This is a genomic window from Duganella sp. CF517, assembly GCF_900110275.1.
Lineage (GTDB): Bacteria > Pseudomonadota > Gammaproteobacteria > Burkholderiales > Burkholderiaceae_D > Rugamonas.
Map to the genome: position 1 here is coordinate 1 of NZ_FODC01000007.1, position 25,203 is coordinate 25,203.

A 25,203-nucleotide genomic window follows, 5' to 3' on the forward strand; every position below is an offset into this window, starting at 1 on the left:
TGATAGTGCTGCAACCAGTGTGAAAGTAGGTTATCGTCAGGCTAGTTATATTAAAAAGCCCCTTCCAATGATTTGGTCGGGGCTTTTTTTCGTCCGTATCAGCAAATAATTTACCGAATAAACGGCATAAAAGGTTATAATTCGGCCTCAAGATTCCAGGCGGCGCGGAAAAAGACGCGACGCCAGTACCAGTCAATGCCTGATGACCATAGCAAGTTGGTCCCACCCCTTCCCATCCCGAACAGGACCGTGAAACAACTCTGCGCCGATGATAGTGCTGCAACCAGTGTGAAAGTAGGTTATCGTCAGGCTAGTTATAAGAAGAAGCCCACCAGGTGATCCTGGTGGGCTTTTTTGCGTTTAAGTCCGGACTGAACGTAAAAAAAGCGCTTCCGAAGAAGCGCCTTTCTGGCCGGCTGCTAGCTTAGAAGTGGTACGCCGCTTTCAGTTCAAGGAAGTTGGCACCGCCATTCGGGCTCTTGATGCTGCCATTGGAGAAGTGCTGCAACTTGAGGGCGACTTCCCAGTTATTCTGCATCACGTAGCCGACGCCAATGTGGTCGCCGAACTGGAAGGCGGTCGACAATTCCTTGCCATCGTTCCGATACAGGCTGGACAACAGGTGAACGCCGACGCCGGCTTCATAGTAAATGCCCTTCTTGTTGTCATTCTGGAAGCGGAACACCGGGGTGAAACCCACGTCCCACAGGCTTTTTTCCGAGCCCGGCACATCGCGGTATTGGTTCTGGCGCCAGTAACCGACGCTGCCTTCCCAGTAGCCGCTCAGGTGCGTGCCGTTCGACTGGAACCACTTCACATCCCAATCCTTCGCCGCGCCCAGTCGAACCATACGCTGCTTCGACGCCGTGCCGTAGTCCACCGACACCGAGTCGATCATTTGTTGGGCCACCGCGGCCTGGCTCATCAACAGCGCAACCGCTGCTGCCATCATTGTTTTCGCGAACATAGTATCCTTGTATTGTGTGCTGTATTCATTTGCGTATACGGCTGCCAAGATTGTACCGGTGTTCCGAAAATTCTTCCGGCGCACCGTTGTTTTGATTGGTTCAGGAGCAGAATTGTCTATGCGAATCACATTTCTCGGTATTGGCTTGATGGGAGACCCGATGGTACGCCGCCTGCTTGCCGCCGGCCATTCCGTTACGGTCTGGAATCGTACCTTCGCCAAGGCGGATGCGCTGGCGTCGGCCGGCGCGCTGCCGGTCGCGCGGCTTGACGAGGCGGTGCGCGGCGCCGGCCTCGTCATCTCGATGCTGGAGGCGGGCCCGATCGTCGCGCAAGTGATGGGTGACGCCTTGCCGGCGCTGGCGCCCGACGCCTTGTGGGTGGACATGAGCTCGACGCAGCAGGCGGAGGCGCAGGCGTTTGCTGCGCAGTTGCGGGCCCAGGGCCGGCGCTTTATCGATGCGCCGGTGTCGGGTGGCGTGGGCGGCGCGGCGGCGGGCACGCTGGCGATCATGGCCGGAGGCGATCCCGCCGACTTCGCCGAGGTGGAGCCGGTGTTGGCGGCGCTGGGCCGGCCGACGTTGGTTGGGCCGGCCGGTAGCGGCCAGGTAGCCAAGCTGTGCAATCAGTTGATCGTCGGCGCGACCATCAATGTCGTCGCCGAGGCGATGTTGCTGGCGCAAGCCGCCGGCGCCGACCCGGCGGCGATGCGCGCGGCGATCCGTGGCGGCTTCGCCGAGAGCAAGATATTGGATGTGCATGGACAGCGCATGCTGGAGCGGAACTTCGTCGCCGGCGGCAAGGTGGCGACGCAGCTGAAGGATCAGCGCAATATCCTGGCGGCGGCCCAAGCGGCGGGGGTGACGTTGCCGGTCACGGAGCTGGTGACGGAGCGCTACCGGGTGCTGGCGGAGACGTTGCCGCAGGCCGATCATTCCGCCGCGCTGGTGGGGTTGGAGCGGCTCAATCCGGGGCGGCGGGTGGGTAAGGCCCCGGACCGTGTCTAACGCTGACTGGCGGCCGCGTTAGTTAAGCGGCAGACTCTTCTCCGCCAGCCGCACCCAGAAGCTGGCGCCGACCGGCAGCAAATTGTCGTTGAAATCATAACTGCCATTGTGCAGCACGCACGGCCCCAGTCCATGGCCGCCATCGCGGTGATCCCCCTCGCCATTGCCGATGAAGATATAGCACCCCGGTTTCGCCTGCAGGAAGAACGCGAAATCCTCCGCGCCCATGGTCGGCTCGACATTGTCGTCGACCTTGTCGGCGCCAACCACCTCCTTCATCACCTCGACCGCGAAGCGCGTCTCGGCGGCATGATTCACCAGCGGCGGATAATTTCGTCGGAATTTGTATTCCACCTCCGCGCCGAACGCCGCCGCCGTATGCTGCGCGATCTCGCCCATGCGCGTTTCGATCATGTCCAGCACCGGCGTGGTGAAGGTGCGCACGGTGCCCACCATCTTCGCCTCGTCCGGAATCACATTGGTGGCGCTGCCCGCGTGGATCTGCGTGATCGACAGCACCGCCGTGTCGAGCGGACTTTTCTGCCGCGAGATGATGGTCTGCCAGCTCTGCGCAATCTGCACCGCCACCATCACCGGATCGATGCCCTTGTGCGGCTGGGCCGCGTGCGCGCCCTTGCCCTTGATGGTCAGGTAGAACTCGTTACTGGAAGCCATCATCGGCCCCTCGACCACGCTCATGTGGCCGGAGGGGATGCCGGGCCAGTTGTGCATGCCGTAAATGGCATCCATCGGGCATTGCTCGAACAGGCCGTCCTCGATCATGCGCCTGGCGCCGGCGCCGCCTTCCTCGGCCGGCTGGAACACCACGTAGACGGTGCCATCGAAGTTGCGGTGCTCCGCCAGGTGCTTGGCCGCGCCCAGCAGCATGGCGGTGTGGCCGTCGTGGCCGCAGGCGTGCATCTTGCCGGCATGCCGCGACGCGTGCGGGAACGTGTTCACCTCCTGCATCGGCAGCGCGTCCATGTCGGCGCGCAGGCCGATCGCGCGGTTGGAGCTGCCGTTCTTGATGATCCCGACCACGCCGGTGAGGCCGAGGCCGCGAATCACGGGGATGCCCCATTCCGTCAGCTTGGCCGCCACCACGTCGGACGTGCGCCGCTCTTCGTAGCAGAGTTCCGGATGGGCATGCAGGTCGCGCCGGATGTGCTGCAATTCGGACTGAAAGGCAATGATGGGATCGACTAGTTTCATGTGCTTCTCCAAAATGGGTCGCCTGCCTTGTGGGCGGTGAGAACAGCCATTGTAGCCCTTGTCGTACGAGTTTATCCAGACCGGCCCCAAGCTTGGTATCCACCGCCCCGTAATGGTTTACGATACTGCTTTCAGCCTACGCTTTTTGGACTTCAGACATGACAACCACACAAGTTCGCGCGGTCTGCCCGCACGACTGTCCCGATACCTGCGCCCTGCTGGTGACCGTGGAGGACGGCGTCGCCACCGCCGTCAAGGGCGATCCCGACCACCCGACCACCGCCGGCGTGCTGTGCACCAAGGTGGCGCGCTACACCGAGCGCACCTACCACGCCGAACGCCTGCTGCACCCGCTGCGCCGGATCGGCAAGAAGGGCGAGGGCAAGTTCGAGCGCATCAGCTGGGACGAGGCGCTGTCCACCATCGCCGCCAGGCTCAAGCCGATCGCCGCGCGCGCGCCGCAGGCGATCCTGCCGTACAGCTACTGCGGCACCATGGGCCTGCTGCAGGGCGAATCGATGTCCTCGCGCTTCTTCAACAAGATCGGCGCCTCGCTGCTGGACCGCACCGTCTGCGCCACCGCCGGCGCGACCGGCTACAAGTACACCATCGGCGGATCGGTCGGCACCGACATGGAACAGTTCCAGAACGCCAAGCTGATCATCATCTGGGGCGGCAATCCGATCGCCTCCAACCTGCACTTCTGGACGCGCGCGCAGGAAGCCAAGCGCAACGGCGCCAAGCTGATCGCCATCGACCCGTACCGCTCGCTGACGGCCGAGAAGTGCCACCAGCACGTCGCACCGCTGCCGGGCACCGACGCCGCGCTGGCGCTGGGGTTGATGCACGTGCTGATCGCCGAGGACTTGCTCGATCATGACTACATCGCGCGGCATACGCTCGGCTTCGAGCAGTTAAAAGCGCGCGTCGCCGAATGGACGCCGGAGCGCGTCGCCGACACCTGCGGCATCACCGTGGCCGAGGTGGTCGAGCTGGCGCGCCTGTACGGCGCCACGGCCAAGGCCGGCGAGCCGGTGGCGATCCGCGTCAACTACGGCGTGCAGCGCGTGCGCGGCGGCGGCACCGCCGTGCGCAACATCGCCTGCCTGCCGGCGCTGGTGGGCGCCTGGCGCCACGCGGCCGGCGGCATCCAGCTGTCGTCGAGCGGCTCCTTCCCGTCCAACAAGGTGGCGCTGCAGCGGCCCGACCTGCTCAAGGCCATGCCGCGCACCATCAACATGACCACCATCGGCGACGACCTGCTGCGCCCGGCCTCGCCCGCGTTCGGCCCGGCGGTGGAGGCGGTGATCGTCTACAACTCCAACCCGGTGGCGATCGCGCCGGATTCGTCGAAGGTGGCGGCCGGCTTCGCGCGCGAGGATTTGTTCACCGTCGTGCTGGAACACTTCCAGACCGACACCGTCGACTACGCCGACATCGTGCTGCCGGCCACCACGCAACTGGAACACGTCGACGCCCACACGTCGTTCGGCCACCTGTACATGATGGCCAACAACGCCGCCATCGCGCCGCTGGGCGAGTCCAAGCCCAACACCGAGATCTTCCGCCTGCTGGCGGCGGCGATGGGCTTCGACGATCCCTGCTTCCGCGACACCGACGACGAACTGGCATCGATCGCCTTCAACACCAAGGACGTGCGCGCCGTGCATTTCGATTGGGAGTCGTTGAAACTGAAAGGCTGGCAAAAGCTCAACATGCCGGAGGCCCCGTTCGCGCAGGGCGGCTTCACGACGCCATCGGGCAAATGCGAGTTCTATTCGGCCGCGATGGAGGCCGACGGACTCGATCCGTTGCCGACTTATCTAGCTCCATACGAATCTGTTGCTAGCAACCCTCAACTTGCGAAAAAATATCCGCTGGCGATGATCTCCCCGCCGGCGCGAAACTTTTTAAATTCGACATTTGTAAACGTCAAGAGTTTGCGCTCGGCGGAGGGCGAACCGCACCTCGACATCCATCCCGAGGACGCCGCGAAACGCGGTATTTCGGACGCCGATATGGTGCGCATCCACAATGACAGAGGCAGTTTTATCGCCAAGGCGCGCGTCACCGACAAGGCCCGTCCGGGCATGGTTGTCGGTTTGTCAGTGTGGTGGAAGAAGCTAGCGAAGGATGGCAAGAACGCCAACGAGGTCACCAGCCAGCGCCTCACCGACATGGGCCGCGCGCCGACTTTTTACGATACACTCGTAGAAATTGAAAGAGTCGTTGCTTGAAGGTAGCATATGCGCAATTTCCTCCGCCGTGCCATGCGCGCCAAGTACTGGCTCGCGACGGCATGCTCCGTACTTCTGCTGGCCGGTTGCGCCCAGTTGCGGTACTACGTACAGGCCGCGCAGGGCCAGTACGCGCTGTGGTCGGACGCCCGTCCGATCGACGATTGGCTGGGTGATCCCAACACCGATCCCCGTCTCAAGGCCCGCCTTGAAAAAGCCCTGCTGATCCGCCGCTTCGCGGTGCAGGAACTGGGCCTTCCCAATAACGCCAGCTACAAGAACTACGCCGCGCTGTCGCGTCCGTTCGTGCTGTGGAACGTGGTGGCCACGCCGGAGTTGTCGCTGCGGCCGATCCAGTGGTGCTTCCCGATCGCCGGCTGCGTCAGCTACCGCGGGTATTACAGCAAGGCCGACGCCTCCGCCTACGCCGACGAGCTGCGCGAAGAGGGCAACGACGTCCAGGTCGGCGGCGTGCCCGCTTACTCCACCCTGGGCTGGTTCAGCGATCCGCTGCTGTCGACCTTCATCAATTATTCCGACGCCGAGCTGGCGCGCATGGTGTTCCATGAGCTGTCGCACCAGGTCGTGTATGTGCAGGGCGATACCCAGTTCAACGAGAGCTTCGCCACCGCCGTGGAAGAGGCCGGCGTGCAGCGCTGGCTGGAACTGTACGGCACGCCCGAGATGCGCGAGAGCTACGTGCGCAACAACGCGCGCCGCCAGGACTTCCTGGCGCTGCTGGTCAGGCACCGCCAGATGCTGGCCGATAATTACGCCAGCAAAACCAGCACCCGCCACCGCCGCGCCGAGAAGGCCCGCATCTTCGCCCACCTGAAATCGGACTACCAGAAGCTCAAGGAAAGCTGGGGCGGCTACGCCGGCTACGACCGCTGGTTCGCCGAGCCGCTGACCAACGCGCACCTGAGCGCGGTGGGAACTTACCACGATTACCTGCCCGCCTTCCGCGAGCTGATGAAACAAGAAAGAACGTTCGTGCGATTTTATGGTGCGGCGCAAAAATTGGCTTTGCTTGATTTCGCTCAACGTCAGCAGCAGCTCGACCATCTCACCCGCCTCGCAACGCTGGACGCCGAGCGGGTTACCAGCCTGCCGCAACAAGCCGCCATCGCCGAAGGGACGCGCTGATGCTGCTGTGCAGCATAAAAAGCCGTTAGAAGCGATGTTCTAATTATGCTTAAATGCGCTTGCGTCCGGGCTGAGTGCCCGATAGCATCGCATCTTAGGCAGGCTCATACCGATCGCGTAGACGATCTCCACCTGCTCGGAGCGGCACTGTGCGCCGCGATCATAATGATAACGAGACGAGAGGCACAGGATGGAGAAAATCTGGTTGAAGTCCTATCCGCCCGGCATGCCGACGGAGATCGACACGACGCAGTACCGATCGCTGGTGCAATTGCTGGAGGAGTCTTTCCACAAGTTCGCGGACCGCAACGCCTACGTCTGCATGGACAAGTTCCTCACCTACGCCGAGGTCGACGCCCACTCCAAGCGCATCGGCGCCTGGCTGCAAAGCCGTGCCATGAAGAAGGGCGCGCGGGTCGGCATCATGATGCCCAACGTGCTGCAATATCCGATCGCCATCGCCGCCATCCTGCGCGCCGGCTACACCGTGGTCAACATCAATCCGCTGTACACGCCGCGCGAACTCGAACACCAGCTCAACGACGCCGGCTGCGAAGCCATCATCATCCTGGAGAACTTCGCCAACACGCTCGAGCAGGTGCTGGGCCGGACCCAGGTGCGGCACATCCTGGTCGGCAGCATCGGCGAGATGCTGGGCGCACCGAAGGGCATGCTGGTCAACTTCGTCGTGCGCAACGTCAAGCGGCTGGTGCCGCCGTTCTCGCTGCCCAACGCGGTGCGCTTCAAGGACGCGCTGTCGCAGGGCGGCGGCATGAAGCTGACGCCGGTCGAAGTGAACCAGGACGACCCGGCTTTCCTGCAATACACCGGAGGCACCACCGGCGTGGCCAAGGGCGCCGTGCTGACGCACAAGAACGTGATCGCCAACCTGCTGCAAACGGAAGCGTGGGGCCATCCGGCGATGGGCGGCCTGGCCGAACAGAACGTCATCGTGGCGGCGCTGCCGCTGTATCACATCTTCGCCCTGACGGCGTGCGCGATGTGGGGCATGCGCGTGGGCGCGCTCAACATCCTGATCCCGAATCCGCGCGACATCGGCGGCTTCATCAAGGAGCTTGCCAAGTACCGCTTCCACATGCTGCCGGCGGTCAACACGCTGTACAACGCGCTGCTGAACCATCCCGATTTCGTGCACCTGGATTTCTCCGCGCTGAAGGTGTGCAACGGCGGCGGCATGGCGGTGCAGCAATCGGTCAACGACCGCTGGCGCAAGGTGACCGGCGTTCCCATCGTCGAGGGCTACGGCCTGTCCGAGACCTCGCCGGTGGCCACCTGCAACCGCACCGACATCGCCGACTTCACCGGCACCATCGGCTTGCCGATGCCGTCCACCGACATCGCCATCCTCGACGACGACGGCAACGCGCTGCCGCCGGGACAGCCCGGCGAGATCGCCATCCGCGGCCCGCAGGTGATGGCCGGCTACTGGCACCGTCCGGACGAGACCGCCAAGGTGATGACCGCCGACGGCTTCTTCAAATCCGGCGACATCGGCGTGATGGACGCGAACGGCTACACCAAGATCGTCGACCGCAAGAAGGATATGATCCTGGTCTCCGGCTTCAACGTCTACCCGAACGAGCTGGAGGGCGTGATCGCCGCCCATCCGGGCGTGCTGGAGTGCGCCTGCATCGGCGTGCCGGACGAGCACTCGGGCGAGGCGGTCAAGGTGTTCGTGGTGCGCAGGGACGCGAGCCTGACGGCCGACCAGCTGATGGCCTACTGCAAAGAGCAATTGACCGGCTACAAAAAACCGAAATACATAGAGTTCCGCGAGGAACTGCCAAAAACCAATGTCGGTAAAATCCTGCGGCGCGTGCTGCGGGACGAACACACCAACGAAAAGAAAAAGGCTGCATAAGATGGAAAAAATCTGGCTCAAGTCCTACCCCGCGAACATGCCGGCGGAAATCGATCCGACGCAATACCGTTCGGTCACGCATCTGCTGGAGGAATCGTTCCGCAAGTACGCCGACCGCAACGCCTATGTGTGCATGGATAAATTCCTCACCTACGGCGAGCTGGACAAGCTGTCGCTGCGCATGGGCGCCTGGCTGCAAAGCAAGGGCCTGCAGCCGGGCGCGCGCGTGGCGATCATGATGCCGAACGTGCTGCAATATCCGGTGGCGATGGCGGCCGTCCTGCGCGCCGGTTACGTGGTGGTCAACGTCAACCCGCTGTACACGCCGCGCGAGTTGCAGCACCAGCTGATCGATTCGGGCTCGGAAGCGATCATCGTGCTGGAGAACTTCGCCACCACGCTGGAGCAGGTGATCTCGCACACCAAGGTCAAGCATGTGATCGTCGCCACCATGGGCGACATGCTCGGCACCCTCAAGGGCGCGATCGTCAACCTGGTGGTGCGCAAGGTCAAGAAGCTGGTGCCGGCGTTCTCGCTGCCCGGTTCGGTTTCGTACAAGAAGATGCTGTCCGAGGCGGCCAACATGACGTTGCAGCCGTCCAAGCAGGGACATGACGATATCGCCTTCCTGCAATACACGGGCGGCACCACCGGCGTCTCCAAGGGCGCGATGCTGCTGCACCGCAATATCATCGCCAACGTGCTGCAGAACGAGGCCTGGCTGCAGTTCAAGCAGCACAACGAGCAGATCGTGTTCGTCGCCGCGCTGCCGCTGTACCACATCTACTCGCTGACCATCAGCGCCCTGATGGGCATGCGCATGGGCGGGCTGACCTTGCTGGTGCCGAATCCGCGCGACATCCCCGGCTTCATCAAGGAACTGTCCAAGTACCGCGTGGCGGTGTTCCCCGCCGTGAACACCCTGTACAACGCGCTGCTGAACAATCCGGAGTTCTCCAAGCTCGACTTCTCCAGCTACTCGGTGTGCAACGGCGGCGGCATGGCCGTGCAGAAGGCCGTCGCCGACAAGTGGCTGAAAGTGACCGGCACGCCGATCATCGAAGGTTACGGTTTGTCGGAGACGTCGCCGGTGGCCACCGCCAACCGCGTCGACATCAAGGAATTCACCGGCACCATCGGCCTGCCGATTCCGTCGACCGAAGTGCAGATCCTGGACGACGACGGCAATCCGGTGCCGCTGGGCCAGACCGGCGAGATCGCCATTCGCGGTCCGCAGGTGATGGCCGGCTACTGGAACCGCGCGGACGAGACCGCCAAGACGATGACGGCCGACGGCTTCTTCAAGACCGGCGACATCGGCATCATGGACGAGCGCGGCTATACGCGCATCGTCGACCGCAAGAAGGACATGATCATCGTATCCGGTTTCAACGTTTATCCGAACGAGGTCGAGGGCGTGGTGGCGGCGCACCCGGGCGTGCTGGAAGTGGCGTGCATCGGCGTGCCGGATCAGAACTCGGGCGAGGCGGTCAAGCTGTTCGTGGTGCGCAAGGACGCGAACCTGACGGCCGAGCAGCTGCTGGATTACTGCAAGCACGAGCTGACGGCGTACAAGAAGCCGAAGTTCATCGAGTTCCGCGACGAGCTGCCGAAGACCAACGTCGGCAAGATCCTGCGGCGCCAGCTGCGCGACGAGAAGCCGAAGACGGCCGCGTAATTGTCACGAAATCGCCCTTTCGCGGGCGATTTTTTTTACCTGTTCAATTGTGGCCGGCCGTTTTGCACCACGAAGCTGGCGGCGGTCGCGATGCCGCCGGCCGTATCGTGCACATCGTTCAAGCCGACGAAATGCGCGGTGGTCGCCGCCGGCGTGAGGTTGAGCAGCATGAAGCCGCGCTTGTCGCTGCGGCCGTACTTGATGCTCGGGTTCATCGCCACATACTGGTCGGTGCGCGACTGCGGCCGCGACGGCGACGTGATCGACGTGCCGCAGAACTCAGTCGCCAGCACCGCGTTCGCGTTGGAGCGCGGCCGCGCCGGATCGCGGCTGATTTCGGCGGCGAAAAAGCTGTGCACGTCGCCGGACAGGATCAATGGATTGCTTGCCTTGCTGATGGCCAGCCCGTCGAGCAGGCGCCGGCGCGCCATCGGATAACCATCCCAGCCGTCGGTCCAGACGCGCGCGTCGCCTTCGCTCTTGAACGGCACCTGGCTGTTGTGCGCCATCAGCGTCTGCTGCGCCAGGATGTTCCAGCGCGCCCGCGACGATTTGAGGCCGTCGTCCAGCCAGCGCTGCTGCACCTCGCCCAGCATCGCGCGCCGCGGGTCGTCCAGAGGCGCGCACTGGCGCCGCACCACCGACGACGAGCCGCCGCGTCCCGCCGGCGGGCAGGCTTGCCAGGCGCGGTACTGACGGTCGTCCAGCACATGGAAGCGCGCCAGCCTTCCCCAGTCGTAGCGCTGGTAGATGCGCATATTGGCGAAGTCGCCCGCCCTGGGCAGCACCAGCCGCACCGGCATATGTTCGTAGAAGGCCTGGTACGCCGCCGCCCGCCGGTCCAGGAATTTGGGATTCAACCGTTCGTCGCGGTCGTTGGCGTAATCGTTGGCCACTTCGTGGTCGTCCCAGGTGACGATCCACGGCGCGGCGTGGTGCGCGGCCTGCAGATCGCGGTCGCTCTTGTACTGGGCGTAGCGGTTGCGGTAATCGGCCAGCGTGAAGCTCTCATGGGACCGCACGGCGCTTTTCGGATGGCGCAGCTGGAATGGACCCCACTCGTAGATGTAATCGCCCAGGAAGGCCACCAGATCGGGCGCGGCGGCGGCGATGTGGCGGTGCGCGGCGTAGGTGCCGAACTCCCAGTGCTGGCACGAAGCCACGGCCAGCTTGAGTTGATCGGGCATCGCGTCGGCGGCGGGCGCGGTGCGGGTGCGGCCGATCGGGCTGACGGCGTCGCCCAGCATGAAGCGATACCAGTACCAGCGCGCCGGCGACAGGCCGCCGACGTCGACGTGGACGCTGTGCGCCAGCTGCGGCGCGGCGCTGGCCGTGCCGCTGGCGACGATGCGGCTGAAGCGCTCGTCCTCGGCCACCTCCCAGCGCACGGCGAAGGCCAGCGGCGGCATCGCGGCCGCGTTGAGCGGATCGTGCAGGATGCGGGTCCAGATGACGACCGCGTTGGGCAGGGGGGAACCGGAGGCGACGCCGAGGCTGAAGGGATAGCCGGTGCTGCCGGCGCCGGCCGGCAAGGCGGGGAGGGCGTCGGCGCAGGCCGATGCCGCCAGCGCGGCGAGGAAGATGCGGCGTTGCGCGTCCACCCGGTTGGGCGCCGCTTACGGATGCATCAGCGTTTCGATCGGCGGCACCTTGCGCGGCTTGCGGTCCGAATCGGTCGCCACATAGGTCAGCACCGCCTCGGTCACCTTGACGGTATCGGCCTGCAGGCGGTTGCGCTCCGCGTAGACCTCGACGTTGACGGTAATGGACGTATTGCCAACCTTGACAATATCAGCATAGAACGACAGCAGGTCGCCGACGAACACGGGATTCTTGAACAGGAACGAGTTCACGGCGATGGTCGCCACGCGGCCGTTGGCGCGGCGGGTGGCCGGCAGCGAACCGGCGATATCGACCTGGGACATGATCCAGCCGCCGAAGACATCGCCGTAGACATTGGCGTCGGACGGCGACGGCATCATGCGCAGCTCCGGCATTTTGCCGGCTGGCAGGCCGCGGTTGACCGTGGTGACGGCGATGGGTGTTGGATTTTCGGGCGTGGTCATCGTGAATTCTCTTCAGGGGCTACAATTACCGGGATTGAACCATAAAAAGCCGACATCCGCCATGCGCCGTTACCCGAACTCCCCGCCAGACCCCGCCAGCCCATCGGCTCCCACCCGCAGCGACGCCGCCACCCTGAAGACACTGATTCCGTATTTGTGGGTCTACAAATGGCGCGTGCTGCTGGCGCTGTGCTGCCTGGTCGGGGCCAAGCTGGCCAACGTCGGCGTGCCGGTGGTGATGAAAAAGCTGATCGACGCGCTGACCATCACGCCATCGCATCCGCAGGCGCTGCTGGTGCTGCCGGTCGCCGCGCTGGTGGCCTACGGAGTGCTGCGCGTCTCGACCACCTTGTTCACCGAGCTGCGCGAATTCCTGTTCGCCCGCGTCACGCAGCGCGCCGTGCGCACCATCGCGCTGCAAGTGTTCCGCCACCTGCACGCGCTGTCGCTGCGCTTCCACCTGAACCGCCAGACCGGCGGCATGACGCGCGATATCGAACGCGGCACGCGCGCGGTCGGCTCGCTGATCTCGTACACGCTGTTCAACATCCTGCCTACGTTGGTGGAGATCACGCTGGTGCTGGGTTACCTGGTGCTTCACTACGACATCTGGTTCTCGGTCATCACCTTCGTCGCGCTGGTGTTGTACATCACGTTCACCGTCGTCGTCACCAACTGGCGCACGCACTTCCGCCGCACGATGAACGACCTGGATTCGAAGGCCAACACCAAGGCCATCGACTCGCTGATCAACTACGAGACCGTCAAATACTTCGGCAACGAGGACTACGAGGCCAAACGCTACGACGAAGGCCTGCAGCGCTACGAATCGGCGGCCGTCAAATCGCAGACATCGCTGTCGCTGCTGAACACCGGGCAGTCGATGATCATCGCCATCGCCGTCACATTGATCCTGTGGCGCGCCACGGTCGGCGTCATCGATGGCACGATGACCCTGGGCGATCTGGTGCTGGTCAACTCGTTCATGATCCAACTTTATATTCCGCTCAACTTCCTCGGCGTGATCTACCGGGAGATCAAGCAAAGCCTGGCCGACATGGAAAAGCTGTTCTCGCTGCTGGACCAGAACCGCGAAATCGCCGACGCCAAGGACGCGCAGCCGCTGGTCACGCACGGCGCGCAGGTACGCTTCAACCACGTCGACTTCAGTTACGAATCGAAGCGCCAGATCCTGTTCGACGTCGACTTCACGATCGCCCCGGGCACCACGACGGCGGTGGTGGGGCACAGCGGCTCGGGCAAGTCGACCTTGTCGCGATTGCTGTTCCGCTTCTACGAAGTCAACGCGGGCGGCATCACCATCGACGGCCAGGACCTGCGTTCGCTGACGCAGGACTCGGTGCGCCACGCGATCGGCATCGTGCCGCAGGATACGGTGCTGTTCAACGACACCATCGAATACAACATCGCCTACGGCCAGCCGGGCGCCACGAAGGAGCAGATCGTCGCGGCGGCGCGCGCGGCGTCGATCCACGACTTCATCGAAAGCCTGCCGGACGGCTACGGCACGATGGTCGGCGAACGCGGTTTAAAGCTGTCGGGCGGCGAGAAGCAGCGCGTGGCGATCGCGCGCACGCTGTTGAAAAATCCCGCCATCCTGATCTTCGACGAAGCCACGTCCGCGCTGGACTCGAAGGCCGAGCAAGCGATCCAGGCGCAGCTCAAGGAAATCGCCAAGAGCCGCACCACGATGGTCATCGCGCACCGGCTATCGACGGTGGCCGACGCGCAGCAGATCCTGGTGCTCGACCACGGCCGCATCGTCGAACGCGGCACGCACCAATCGCTGCTCGCGGCCGACGGCCTGTACGCGCAGATGTGGCAGCGCCAACAAGCCAAAGCCGACGAGGAACTGAGCGCCTCGCCATAGTACACAACCCCGGGGTCAAGTCTGTCATTCGGACACGAGCTGTACCATCTTGCCGATGAGGCCGTGTCCGAATGACAGACTTGACCCCGCCGGTGATTCAAACCCCAATGTTTTTTAATTGTTGATAAGGAATCGACCATGAAGTCTCGCTTTGTCCTGGGTGCTGTCACCGCGCTGGTGGCGTGCATGCACAATGCCTACGCCGACCCCACGGAACAGCAGTTCCGCGCCCTCTACAAGGAGCTGGTCGAAACCAACACCACGTTGTCGGCGGGCAGTTGCACGCTGGCGGCCGAACGCATCGCCACGCGGCTGAAAGCGGCCGGCTTCCCGGACTCGGACCTGCATCCGTTCGCCGATCCGCAGTTTCCGAAGGAGGGCGGCCTGGTCGCCATCCTGCCCGGCAGCGACCCGAAGGCGAAGGCCATCCTGCTGCTGGCGCACATCGACGTGGTCGAGGCCAAGCGCGAGGACTGGGTGCGCGACCCGTTCACGCTGGTCGAGGAGGACGGCAAGTTCTACGCCCGCGGCGCGCTGGACGACAAGGCGCAGGCGGCCATCTGGGCCGACTCGCTGATCCGCTTCAAGCAGGAAGGCTTCAAGCCGCGCCACACCTTGAAGATGGCGCTGACCTGCGGCGAGGAGACCGCCGGCGCCTTCAACGGCGCGGAGTGGCTGACCAAGAACAAGCGCGCTCTGATCGACGCCGGCTACGCGCTCAACGAAGGCGCGGGCGGCGAGCTCAATGCCGCCGGCAAGCGCGTCTCGATGACGGTGCAGGCGGGCGAGAAGGTCGCGCAGAACTATCGGCTGGAAGTGACCAATCGCGGCGGCCACAGTTCGCGTCCGCAAAAAGACAACGCCATCTATCGCCTGGCGGCCGCGTTGAAAAAGGTCGAAGGCTACGAGTTCCCGATCCAGCTGGCCGACGGCAGCCGTGGCTACCTGAACGGCATGTCGAAGATCCAGGCGGCGGCCGGCCGCAAGGACGTCGCCGACGCCATGCTGGCCGTGGTCAAGAACCCGGGCGACGCCAAGGCGGTCGCGCTGGTGTCGTCCACCGACTCCAGCTGGGGCGCGATGCTGCACACCACCTGCGTGGCGACCCTGCTCGACGCCGGCCACGCCACCAACGCGCTGCCGCAGCGCGCCCGCGCCAACATCAACTGCCGCATCTTCCCTGGCGTGACGCAGGAAGACGTGCGTCAAACCCTGGTCAAGGCGATCGACGACCCGGCGGTAAAGGTGGAAACGCTGGAGATCCGTGGCGAGAACTCCGCCCCGCCGGCGTTGACGAAGGCGATCCTGGAGCCGGTCGAGCGCGTGACGGCCAAGATGTGGCCGGGCGTACCGGTGATGCCGATCCTGCAGTCCGGCGCCACGGACGGCCAGTTCCTCAACGCCGCCGGCATTCCGACCTACGGCATCAGCGGCATCTTCCTCACGCCGGACCTGGGTAACATCCACGGCCTGAACGAATACATCGGCGTGCAATCGTTGATGGAAGGGCGCACCTTCCTGCACGAGCTGGTAAAAATCTACGCCAACCAGTAACAGCTCCGGGGTCGGGTCTAACACATCGCTACACGGGCCGGACCTTGGACCGTGGTCGCTCCAGGGTTCAGCCCGTGTAGCAATGGCGGACCTGCCCCGGATGAAAAAAGGCCACCTCACGGTGGCCTTTGCGTTCGCGCGCTGGCGTTTTAAGCGGCGTCTTTTACCATCTCGTCTTCCTGACCCGGTTCGAGCAGCTCGCCTTCCCATTTGGCAACCACCGCCGTGGCCACGCCGTTGCCGATGACGTTGGTCGCGGAACGCGCCATGTCGAGGAAGTGGTCGATGCCCAGCAGCAGCAGCATGCCCGCTTCAGGGATGTTGAACTGGCTCAGCGTGGCGGCGATCACCACCAGCGAGGCGCGCGGCACGCCGGCCATGCCCTTGGAGGTGAGCATCAGCACCATCATCATCGTCATCTGCTGGCCCAGCGACATTTCGATGCCGTACGCCTGGGCGATGAAGACGGTGGCGAAGGTGCAGTACATCATCGAGCCGTCCAGGTTGAACGAGTAGCCGATCGGCAGCACGAACGCGGCGATCCGGTTCTTGACGCCGAAGCGCTCCAGGCCTTCCAGGGTTTTCGGATAGGCCGCTTCGCTCGACGCGGTCGAGAACGCCAGCAGGGCCGGGCCGCGCAGCTCCTTCATCAGGCCGAACACGCGGCCCTTGAGGAACAGGAAGCCGGCGAAGATCAGCAGGCACCACAGCAGCACGATGCCCAGGTAGAACTCGGCCATGAACACGCCGTAGGTCGACAGCACGCCCAGGCCGCTCTTGGCGATGACGCCGGCGACGGCGGCGAACACGGCGATCGGCGCGAACTTCATCACGTAGCCGGTGACCTTGAGCATCACGTGGGCCACGCCGTCGAGCGCGTCGACCATGATCTCGGCCTTCTTGCCGACGGCGGCCGCGGCCGAACCGAAGAACAGCGAGAAGATAACGATTTGCAAGATCTCGTTCTTGGCCATGCCGTCGACGATCGAGGCCGGCACCAGGTGGGTGACGAAGTCCTTCAACGTCAGGCTGGACGTGGCCAGCTCGACCTTGGCCGACGCGGTGGCGGCCATGTGGCCCAGCAGCGCGTCGCCCGGACGGAACAGGTTGACCAGCACCAGGCCCAGGCTCAGCGACATGACCGAGGCGATGAAGAACCAGCCCATGGTCTTGATGCCGATGCGGCCCACTTCGCTGGCGTCGCCCATGCGCGCGATGCCGACGACCAAGGTCGAGAACACCAGCGGGGCGATGATCATCTTAATCAGGCGCAGGAACAAGGTCGTGAGCAGCGACATCGAATCGGCGAAACCGACGGGGTTTTCCATCTTGGCATGAACGATGTAGCCCGTAAGGATACCTAGCGCCAGCGCGATCAGGATGTAAGTGGTCAAACGACTCTGTTTATGCATGTTCTCTGTTTTCCATGGTAGTGTCTCTATGGACGCCGGCCGGGGCGGGATTGGTCCGCCAAAGCGCAGTCTCGTACAAAATAATGTCATTTCCTCGCAATGTGGAGGTATGATCCAGCCAATGCAGCTTTGTAAGCTGATGAAACATTGAGCAAGTTCCGCAGTATCCTTGTGGTCAAGGGTACTGTCAAGTTCGCGTGGACGCAGGCCCACACGCCTGTCGCGGGCACTCTCACTTCGCCAAAAATATGATAGCGATAAATAATCTGAGCAAGTGGTACGGCCAGTTCCAGGTATTGGCCGAATGCACGACCAGCGTCTCCAAAGGGGACGTCATGGTCATTTGCGGACCGTCCGGTTCGGGCAAGTCGACCCTGATCAAGACCGTCAACGGCCTCGAGCCGTTTCAGCAGGGCCAGATCGTCGTCGACGGCATCTCGGTCGGCGCCAGGGGCACCGACCTGCCCAAGCTGCGCGCGCGCATCGGTATGGTGTTCCAGAATTTCGAGCTGTTCCCGCATCTGTCGGTGCGCCAGAACCTGACCCTGGGCCAGGTCAAGGTGCTCGGCCGCAGCGAGGACGAGGCCAACGCGCGCGGCCTGCAGTACCTCGACCGCGTCGGCCTGCTGTCGCAACAGGACAAATATCCGAACCAGCTGTCCGGCGGCCAGCAGCAGCGCGTGGCCATCGCCCGCGCGCTGTCGATGGACCCGATCGCGATGCTGTTCGACGAGCCCACCTCCGCGCTGGACCCGGAGATGATCAACGAGGTGCTCGACGTGATGGTCGGCCTGGCGCAAGAGGGCATGACGATGATGGTGGTCACGCACGAGATGGGATTCGCCAGGAAGGTGGCCAACCGGGTGGTCTTCATGGACAAGGGGCGGATACTGGAGGACTGTGGCAAGGATGAATTCTTCGGCGCGCCGCGCTCCGAGCGCGCCCGCGATTTCCTGGCGCGGATCATTCACTAGCTTCAGATCCACCCGCATTACAGATAGCATGCGCCGGCGGCCGCCGGCAGGTCGTTTTTGACGTTCATTGAATTTTTCTTAGGAGGAATCATGTCGTTACCGCGAGTGCTCTGTCGTTTTGCCGCCGCCACTGCCGCCGTTGCAGTCCTCGTCACCGGCCACGCCGCCGCCCAGGAAGCCGGCGGCACGCTGGCCAAGATCAAGCGCACCGGCACCATCACGCTCGGTGTGCGCGACGGCTCCATCCCCTTCTCCTACCTCGACGACAAGCAGCAGTACCAGGGCTACTCGGTCGACCTGTGCCTGAAGGCGGTGGCGGCGATCGAGAAGCACCTGGGCATGTCCGGCGTGAAGGTGGTGATGAATCCCGTCACCGCCGCCAACCGCATCCCGCTGATGGCCAACGGCACCATCGATCTTGAATGCGGCTCGACCACCAACAACGCCGAACGGCAGAAGCAGGTGGCGTTCGCGCCGACCATGTTCGTCATCTCCAACCGGCTGCTGGTCAAGAAGGCGTCGAACATCCGCAGCCTGGCCGACATGAAGGGCAAGACGCTGGTGGCCACCGCCGGCACCACGACGCTCAAGCAGATGACGATGCTGAACAACGAGCGCAAACTGGGCATGACCATCGCCGTCGGCAAGGACCACCCGGAATCGTTCCTGATGCTGGAAACCGGCCGCGCCGCCGCCGAGGCCAACGACGACATCCTGCTGGCCAGTCAGGTCGCCACCGCGCGCAATCCGGGCGAATACGCGATCCTGCCGGAGGCGCTGTCGGTGGAACCGTACGCGATCATGATGCGGCGCGGCGACACGGCCTTCAAGGCGGTGGTCGACGCGGCGCTGACGCAGTTCTACAAGTCGCCCGAATTCTCCAAGACCTACGACAAGTGGTTCATGAGCGCCATCCCGCCGCGCGGCATCAACCTCAATTTCCCGATGCCGGCCACGCTCAAGGCGGTCGTCGCCAAGCCCACCGATTCGGCCGATCCAGCGGCTTACGCGGCGCCGGCGCCGGCGCCCGCACCGAAGACCGACGCCAAGAAATAAGCGGCGGCCGTCGCGATGAACTACCAATGGAACTGGAACATCTTCCGGGAGATGTCGCCGGATGGCGTGCAAACGTATTGGGAAACGCTGCTCGCCGGCCTGGCCTGGACGATGGCGACGTCGCTGGCAGGCTGGGTGATCGCGCTGGCGCTGGGGTTCGCCGTCGGCGCCATGCGCACCTTGCCCAACCGCTGGCTGCGGAGGGCGGGTACCTGCTACGTCGAGCTATTCCGCAACGTGCCTTTGCTGGTGCAGATGTTCCTGTGGTTCTTCGTGATGCCCGAGCTGCTGCCCAAGGCCGGCGGCGACTGGCTCAAGTCCCTGCCCAACGCGCCATTCGTGACGGCGGTGCTGTGCCTTGGCTTCTTCACGTCGGCGCGGGTGGCGGTGCAGGTCACGGCCGGCATCGAGGCGCTGGCCGGCGGACAGCGGCTGGCCGCGCTGGCGCTGGGCCTCGACCTGCCGCAGACCTACCGCTTCGTGCTGCTGCCGCTGGCGGTGCGCATGATCCTGCCGCCGCTGACCAGCGAATTCCTCAACATCATCAAGAACAGCTCCGTGGCGCTGACCATCGGCTTGATGGAGTTGACCGCCAGCGCGCGCGCGATCCAGGAGTTTTCCTTCCAGGTGTTTGAAGCCTTCACCGCCGCCACGCTGATCTATGTGGTGGTCAACCTGGTGGTGATCGCCGCCATGCGCTGGCTGGAGCACCGCCTGGCGCTGCCCGGCACCCTGGGAGGCCGCTGATGTTCGCCCAATTCGACTTCGGCGTCATCGCCAACTCGTGGGTCTACCTGTTCCAGGTCGGCATGGCGTTCACGGTGGAGCTGACGGTGCTGTCGATGATCGGCGGCGTGGCGCTGGGCACCTTGCTGGCGCTGGCGCGCATGTCCAGCTTCAAGCCGCTGGCGCTGGTGGCCGCCGCCTACGTCAACCTGATACGCGCGGTGCCGCTGGTGCTGGTGATCTTCTGGTTCTACTTCCTGGTGCCGTACATGGCCGCGTGGGTGATCGGCGCGCAGGAGCCGGTCAAGGTCGGCACGTTCTGGTCGGCGCTGATCACGTTCACCTTGTTCCAGGCCGCGTACTACTGCGAGATCATGCGCGGCGGCATACAGGCGATCCCGCGCGGACAGGTGCTGGCGGCGCAGGCTTTAGGATTGAGCTACTGGCAGACGATGGGCCGCATCGTGCTGCCGCAGGCCTTCCGCAACATGCTGCCGGTGCTGCTGACGCAGACCATCGTGCTGTTCCAGGATGTGTCGCTGGTATACGTGCTGTCGGTGCCGGATTTCGTCGGCGCGGCCAGCAAGGTGGCGCAGCGCGACGGCCGGCTGGTGGAGATGTACACCTTTGTGGCGCTGGTCTACTTCGTGTTGTGCTGCCTGCTGTCATGGCTTGCGCGGCAGCTGCACAAGAGGGTGGCGATCGTGCGCTAGCCTCTGTTAGTATGGCCCGATTCGAACCAACCAAATGCCATCGCATGCCATCCATGAAGACAATCGCCGGCGCCTTGCTGGCGCTCGGACTGCTCGCCAGCGCGCACGCCGCCGATAAAATCGCCGCCGATCTGGTGCTCACGCAGGCCACGCTGATCGACGTCGCCAACGGCGCCACCATCAAAGGCAAATCGGTGGTGGTCAAGGACGGCAGTATCCTGGCGGTGGTCGACGACCGGCAACTGTCCGGTTACACCGCCAACAAGACCATGCGCTTGCCCGGCAAATATCTGATGCCCGGGTTGTGGGACACCCATGTGCATTTCGGCGGCGGCCCGGCGCTCGTCGACGAGAACAAGCATCTGCTGCCGCTGTATCTGGCCAACGGCATCACCACCGTGCGCGATTGTTCCGGCGACCTGCCGGACACCGTGCTGGGTTGGCGCGCGCAGATCAACGCCGGCCAGCTGGAAGGGCCGACCATCTTCACATCGGGCGCCAAGCTGGAAGGCTACAAGCCGCTGTGGAAGGGCACCATCGAAGTCGGCACGCCGGCGGAAGTGAGCAAGGCGCTGGATGGTTTGCAGGCGCAAAAAGTCGACTTCGTCAAAATCACCGAGAACACGCTCAAGCCTGAGATATATCTGGAAGCGCTGCGCCAGGCCAAAGCGCGCGGCATGCGCACGTCCGGCCACGTGCCGGTGCAGATGACGCTATCGCAGATGTTCGACGCCGGCCTGGGAACGGTGGAGCACCAATCGTATCTGCTGCGCGCCGCCACGCCGCGCGAGCGCGAGCTGACCGACCAGGTGGCGGCGGGCACGCTGACCGGCAAGGAGGCGATGAAACTGAGCCTGCAAAGCTACGACGAGCGCACCGCGCGCGGCGCCTTCCGCCACATGGCGTCGATGGGCACGGCGGTGGTGCCGACGTTGTCGGTGTCGCGCGTGATCGCGTACCTGGACCGGGACGACCACTCGCACGATCCGGCTTTGCAGTACATCGGCAAAGGGCTGCGCGCGACGTACGAATGGCGTGTGCAGCGCGCCGCGCAGGACGACGCCGGCGCGATCGCGCTGCGCAAGGCGACGTTTGAGAAATCCGCCGCGCTACTGCCGCTGCTGGAGCGCGAGGGCGTCAGCATCATCGCCGGCACCGACGCCGGCTTCTTGAACTCGTACGACTATCCCGGCCAGGCGCTGCACGATGAAATCGGCCTGTATGTGCGGTACGGCCTGACGCCCGCGCAGGCGTTGCGCACGGCGGTGGTCAACGGCCCGCGCTTTCTCGGCAAGCTGGATCGCTACGGCGCCATCGACGCCGGCAAGACCGCCGACCTGCTGGTGCTGGATGCGAACCCGCTGCTCGACATCGCCGCCACCCGGCAGATCCGCGTCGTCGTCAGCCGGGGCAAAGTCTACGACCGCGCCCAGCTCGACAAGATGCTGGCCGATACCAAGGAATGGGTCTCGTCGCAATAACTTCGGGGTCAAGTCTGTCATTCGGACACGGGCTGGTCTTTAGCGTGTCTGGCTACCTGTCATTACGGCGCGGGCGGGTGAGGGATGCGGATGGGGCCGTGTCCGAATGTCAGACTTGACCCCGTTCCCCGCGCTGTTTACCGGTGCGCGGCGTAATCCTTCAGGGTTGTCTGCATGAAGTCGATGAACAGCCGCACGCGCGACGGAATCAGGCGCGATTCGATGATCGCGTGGACCGGCGCCGGCGAGACGTCCCAGTCCGGGAGCACGCGCCGCAGCGTGCCGCGTAGGGCGTCGTCGCGCATCTCCGGACCCGCCGAGATGGCGATGCCCACGCCCAGCGTCGCCAGGGTGCGGCACATGCTGACGTTGTTGGCGCAATAGCGCCCGGAGACGTCGACCGTGGTGGTTTGTTTTCCCGACGTGAGCGTCCACCGTGATTGTTTTCCCGACGCCGCCTGGATCACGCATTGGTGGTGCGCGAGGTCTTGCGGGTGTTCGAGCGGCGGCGCGTCGCGAAGGTACTGGGGCGCCGCGAACAGGTAGCGCGGCAGCAGTCCTATCTGGCGGGCGATCAACGTGGACGGCGTCGGCGGCGGCGCGCCGATGCGGATCGCGCAGTCGAAACCGTCCGCCACCAAGTCGATGCGGCGCGGCGTCAGATCCATTTCGAAATCGATTTGCGGATACAGCTCGCCGAAACGCTGGATTGCCGGCGCCAGGTAGCTGATCGCCAGGTCGACCGGCATCGACACGCGTAGCAGCCCGCTGGGACGCTCTGCCAATTCCATCAGCGATTCGTGCGCGATGCGCGCCTCGGCGACGATGCCCTGGCAGCGGCGGAAGTACGCCTGGCCCGCTTCCGTCAATTCCACCTTGCGGGTGGAGCGGTGGAAAAGGCGCACGCCGATTTCCTTTTCCAGGTCGGAGATGCGGCGCGAGAGCGTGGAATTGGGCATGTCCAGCTGCTCGGCCGCGCGGCGGAAGCCCTTGGCGTTCGCCACCGCCACAAACAACTCCATACTCGCCAGCAGTGTCATTGCCATTGCTCCATCGGTGGATCAGTGATTTCATTTTAAGCTATTTATCCACTGGCAGGAACAATGGATGATGACCTCACTGTCATCCACTCCCCGAGGAACTTGAAATGAACCAGCTCTCCACCGCAGTCAAGATCGGCCCTTACGACCTCCGCAACCGTATTTTCATGGCACCGATGACTCGCTCGCGGGCCAACGACGCCGACGGCGTCCAGTCCGAGCTCGCCGTCACCTACTACCGCCAGCGCGCCAGCGCGGGCCTGATCATCACCGAAGGCACCTTCCCTAGCGCGATGGGCAAGGGCTATGTCGCCACCCCCGGCGTTTACAGCGACGCCCAGGTCCAGGCCTGGAAGCGCGTCACCGACGCGGTCCACGCCGAGGGTGGACGCATCTTCCTGCAGTTGATGCACACCGGCCGCATCTCGCATCCGTCGATGCTGCCGCAAGGCGCGCTGCCGGTGGCGCCGTCGGCCATCAAGGCGGCCGGCCAGGCTTACACGATGTCCGGCATGGCCGATTTTGTCACCCCGCGCGCGCTGGAGACGGCGGAAGTGGCGGGCGTGGTGGACGAATACCGCATGGCCACGCGCCGTGCGTTGGAGGCGGGCTTCGATGGCGTCGAGCTGCACGCGGCGTCGGGCTATCTGCCGGAGCAGTTCCTGTCCTCCGGCACCAATGTGCGCACCGACCAATACGGCGGCTCGGTTCCTAACCGCGCGCGCTTTATCCTGGAGGTGCTGCAAGCGATGATCGCGGAGGCGGGTGCGGACCGCGTCGGCATAAAAATCTCGCCGGAGATGGGCTTCAACGACATCGTCGACGCGAACCCGGTCGAGACCTACACCTATCTGGTGGGCCAGTTGGCTCCTTTGAAGCTGGCCTATCTGCACGTGGCGCTGTTCAAGGCGAGCTACGACTATCACGGCGCGCTGAAGCCGTTGTTCGGTGGCGTCTACCTGCTGGGTGGGGGCCAAACCCGCGAATCCGGCGAGCAGCGCATCGCCGCCGGCGAGGCCGATGCCGTGGTCTATGGCAGCACCTTCCTGGCCAATCCCGATCTGCCACGCCGCTTTGAACTGAACGCCCCGCTCAACGCGCCCAAACCAGCATTGTTCTACGTTCCGGGGCCGCAGGGGTATATCGACTATCCGGCGCTTGATGAAGAAGGTGGCAATCGCGCGCTGCGCGTGCACGCGTATGGCGGCCCGGAGGTTTTAGGGTGGGACGAAGTGCCGGTGCCGCAGCCAGGGGACGGCGAGGTGCTGGTGCGCGTGACGGCCGCCGGTGTCAACGGCCTCGATTGGAAGATTCGCGACGGCTTGGTGCGGGACGCATTCCCATTGCCGCTGCCGGCCACGCTTGGCATTGAGCTGGCCGGCGAGGTCGCCGCTATCGGCGCGGGTGTCGAAGGCTACGCGATCGGCGACCGGGTGCACGGCGCGCTCGGCGCGTTGGGCGCGTATGCCGGCCACGTGGTGATCGGCGCCGCCAGGCTGGCGCGGATTCCGTCGGCCACCGACGATGCCACCGCCGCCGCCATCCCGGTCGCATCGCTGACGGCCTGGCAGTTGCTGTTCGAAGCGGGACAACTCCAGCGCGGCGAGACGGTGCTGATCCACGGCGGCGCGGGTGCCATCGGCAGCTTCGCCGTGCAGTTCGCGAAGCAGGCCGGCGCCCGGGTGGTGGTCACCGCGCGCGGCCGCAACGCCGATCTGCTGCGCCGCCTTGGTGCCGACGACGTGATCGACTATCAGCTCGTCCGATTCGAGGAAGCCGTCAACGACATCGACCTGGTGCTCGATTTGGTGGGAGGGGAGACCTTGGCCCGTTCCTGGCAGGTGCTGTCGCCGAAGGGCCGCATCTTCACCACGGCGGCGCCGGAGATCGCGGCGCAATTGTCGGCGGGACGGCGCGGTGGCTGGTTCAGGATGCGCTCGGACGGCGCCCAACTGGCAGCGATCGCGGGCAAAGTGGCCGCTGGCGACCTGACCGTGGTGATCGATGAAGTGGTGACGGCCAAGCAGGCAGGCGATGCCATCGAGCGCAACAAGCAAGGCCACGGCGCGGGCAAGACGGTGATCCGCTTCTGACGAGAACTTCGGGGTCAAGTCTGACATTCGGACACAGGCTGATCAATAATGTGATATCAAAATGTTATT

General features: G+C 64.2%; 19 protein-coding genes and 1 rRNA gene. 14 read left to right on the forward strand and 6 right to left on the reverse strand.

From position 1 onward, the window contains the following. Nucleotides 1–198 precede the first annotated feature (198 nt). Nucleotides 199–311, forward strand: a 5S ribosomal RNA gene (gene rrf / locus BMX85_RS23980). 113 nt (nt 312–424) lie between these two features. Here rrf and BMX85_RS23985 read toward each other — a convergent pair. Continuing rightward, the gene (locus tag BMX85_RS23985) at nt 425–949 is read right to left on the reverse strand and encodes an acyloxyacyl hydrolase (RefSeq protein ID WP_229210652.1); all 525 of its coding nucleotides are present in this window, start codon (nt 947–949) and stop codon (nt 425–427) included. Nucleotides 950–1,085: 136 nt separating this feature from the next. On the opposite strand from BMX85_RS23985, the gene BMX85_RS23990 reads away from it, so the two are divergent. Continuing rightward, nucleotides 1,086–1,973: an NAD(P)-dependent oxidoreductase gene (locus BMX85_RS23990; protein WP_090324798.1), complete on the forward strand. Its 888-nt coding sequence runs from the start codon at nt 1,086–1,088 to the stop codon at nt 1,971–1,973. Between the two features lie 18 nt (nt 1,974–1,991). Here the strand turns inward: BMX85_RS23990 and BMX85_RS23995 are convergent, their stop codons facing one another. Beyond that, a complete protein-coding gene (locus BMX85_RS23995) occupies nt 1,992–3,185 on the reverse strand; it encodes a M20 aminoacylase family protein (protein WP_090324801.1) in 1,194 nt (397 codons plus the stop codon). A gap of 158 nt (nt 3,186–3,343) precedes the next feature. Between BMX85_RS23995 and BMX85_RS24000 the strand changes: the two genes are divergently transcribed. The 4 genes from BMX85_RS24000 (at nt 3,344) to BMX85_RS24015 (ending at nt 10,128) form a co-directional block, all read left to right on the forward strand. Beyond that, complete coding sequence (locus BMX85_RS24000) at nt 3,344–5,422, forward strand: molybdopterin-containing oxidoreductase family protein (RefSeq protein WP_090324804.1); 2,079 nt, start codon at nt 3,344–3,346, stop codon at nt 5,420–5,422. Nucleotides 5,423–5,431: 9 nt separating this feature from the next. After that, a complete protein-coding gene (locus BMX85_RS24005; RefSeq protein WP_090324806.1) occupies nt 5,432–6,568 on the forward strand; it encodes an aminopeptidase in 1,137 nt (378 codons plus the stop codon). Nucleotides 6,569–6,758: 190 nt separating this feature from the next. After that, nucleotides 6,759–8,450, forward strand: coding sequence for a long-chain-fatty-acid--CoA ligase (locus BMX85_RS24010; protein WP_090324810.1), 1,692 nt, complete (start codon nt 6,759–6,761; stop codon nt 8,448–8,450). A gap of 1 nt (nt 8,451) precedes the next feature. Continuing rightward, nucleotides 8,452–10,128 (forward strand): long-chain-fatty-acid--CoA ligase, encoded by a 1,677-nt coding sequence (locus BMX85_RS24015; RefSeq protein ID WP_090324812.1) that lies wholly within the window; start codon nt 8,452–8,454, stop codon nt 10,126–10,128. A 35-nt stretch (nt 10,129–10,163) separates the two neighbouring features. Here the strand turns inward: BMX85_RS24015 and BMX85_RS24020 are convergent, their stop codons facing one another. Both BMX85_RS24020 and BMX85_RS24025 read right to left on the reverse strand, forming a co-directional pair. Further along, nucleotides 10,164–11,729 carry an alkaline phosphatase D family protein gene (locus BMX85_RS24020; protein ID WP_090324816.1) on the reverse strand — a complete coding sequence of 522 codons (1,566 nt, stop codon included), beginning with the start codon at nt 11,727–11,729 and terminating at the stop codon, nt 10,164–10,166. Between the two features lie 15 nt (nt 11,730–11,744). Next, a complete protein-coding gene (locus tag BMX85_RS24025) occupies nt 11,745–12,194 on the reverse strand; it encodes an acyl-CoA thioesterase (protein WP_090324820.1) in 450 nt (149 codons plus the stop codon). Between the two features lie 61 nt (nt 12,195–12,255). On the opposite strand from BMX85_RS24025, the gene BMX85_RS24030 reads away from it, so the two are divergent. Both BMX85_RS24030 and BMX85_RS24035 read left to right on the forward strand, forming a co-directional pair. Beyond that, entirely contained in the window at nt 12,256–14,085 is a 1,830-nt protein-coding gene (locus BMX85_RS24030) for an ABCB family ABC transporter ATP-binding protein/permease (protein WP_090324823.1), read from the forward strand. A 138-nt stretch (nt 14,086–14,223) separates the two neighbouring features. Further along, nucleotides 14,224–15,639, forward strand: coding sequence for a M20/M25/M40 family metallo-hydrolase (locus BMX85_RS24035; protein ID WP_090324826.1), 1,416 nt, complete (start codon nt 14,224–14,226; stop codon nt 15,637–15,639). A 149-nt stretch (nt 15,640–15,788) separates the two neighbouring features. Here the strand turns inward: BMX85_RS24035 and BMX85_RS24040 are convergent, their stop codons facing one another. Then, nucleotides 15,789–17,051, reverse strand: coding sequence for a dicarboxylate/amino acid:cation symporter (locus BMX85_RS24040; RefSeq protein WP_090324829.1), 1,263 nt, complete (start codon nt 17,049–17,051; stop codon nt 15,789–15,791). 248 nt (nt 17,052–17,299) lie between these two features. Between BMX85_RS24040 and BMX85_RS24045 the strand changes: the two genes are divergently transcribed. The 5 genes from BMX85_RS24045 (at nt 17,300) to BMX85_RS24065 (ending at nt 22,001) form a co-directional block, all read left to right on the forward strand. Beyond that, entirely contained in the window at nt 17,300–18,025 is a 726-nt protein-coding gene (locus BMX85_RS24045; RefSeq protein WP_090324831.1) for an amino acid ABC transporter ATP-binding protein, read from the forward strand. A gap of 90 nt (nt 18,026–18,115) precedes the next feature. Beyond that, on the forward strand, nt 18,116–19,081 hold the full coding sequence (locus BMX85_RS24050) for an amino acid ABC transporter substrate-binding protein (protein ID WP_090324833.1): 966 nt from the start codon (nt 18,116–18,118) through the stop codon (nt 19,079–19,081). 15 nt (nt 19,082–19,096) lie between these two features. Further along, on the forward strand, nt 19,097–19,828 hold the full coding sequence (locus BMX85_RS24055) for an amino acid ABC transporter permease (protein WP_090324836.1): 732 nt from the start codon (nt 19,097–19,099) through the stop codon (nt 19,826–19,828). Then, a complete protein-coding gene (locus BMX85_RS24060; protein WP_090324838.1) occupies nt 19,828–20,520 on the forward strand; it encodes an amino acid ABC transporter permease in 693 nt (230 codons plus the stop codon). Before BMX85_RS24055 ends, BMX85_RS24060 begins: the two co-directional genes overlap by 1 nt. 53 nt (nt 20,521–20,573) lie before the next feature. Further along, the gene (locus tag BMX85_RS24065) at nt 20,574–22,001 is read left to right on the forward strand and encodes an amidohydrolase family protein (RefSeq protein ID WP_229210653.1); all 1,428 of its coding nucleotides are present in this window, start codon (nt 20,574–20,576) and stop codon (nt 21,999–22,001) included. Between the two features lie 137 nt (nt 22,002–22,138). Here BMX85_RS24065 and BMX85_RS24070 read toward each other — a convergent pair whose 3' ends face one another. Next, complete coding sequence (locus tag BMX85_RS24070) at nt 22,139–23,041, reverse strand: LysR family transcriptional regulator (protein ID WP_090324843.1); 903 nt, start codon at nt 23,039–23,041, stop codon at nt 22,139–22,141. 107 nt (nt 23,042–23,148) lie between these two features. On the opposite strand from BMX85_RS24070, the gene BMX85_RS31525 reads away from it, so the two are divergent. Beyond that, nucleotides 23,149–25,134, forward strand: a complete 1,986-nt coding sequence (locus BMX85_RS31525) for an oxidoreductase (protein ID WP_090324846.1) — start codon at nt 23,149–23,151, stop codon at nt 25,132–25,134. The last annotated feature ends 69 nt before the right edge of the window (nt 25,135–25,203 follow it).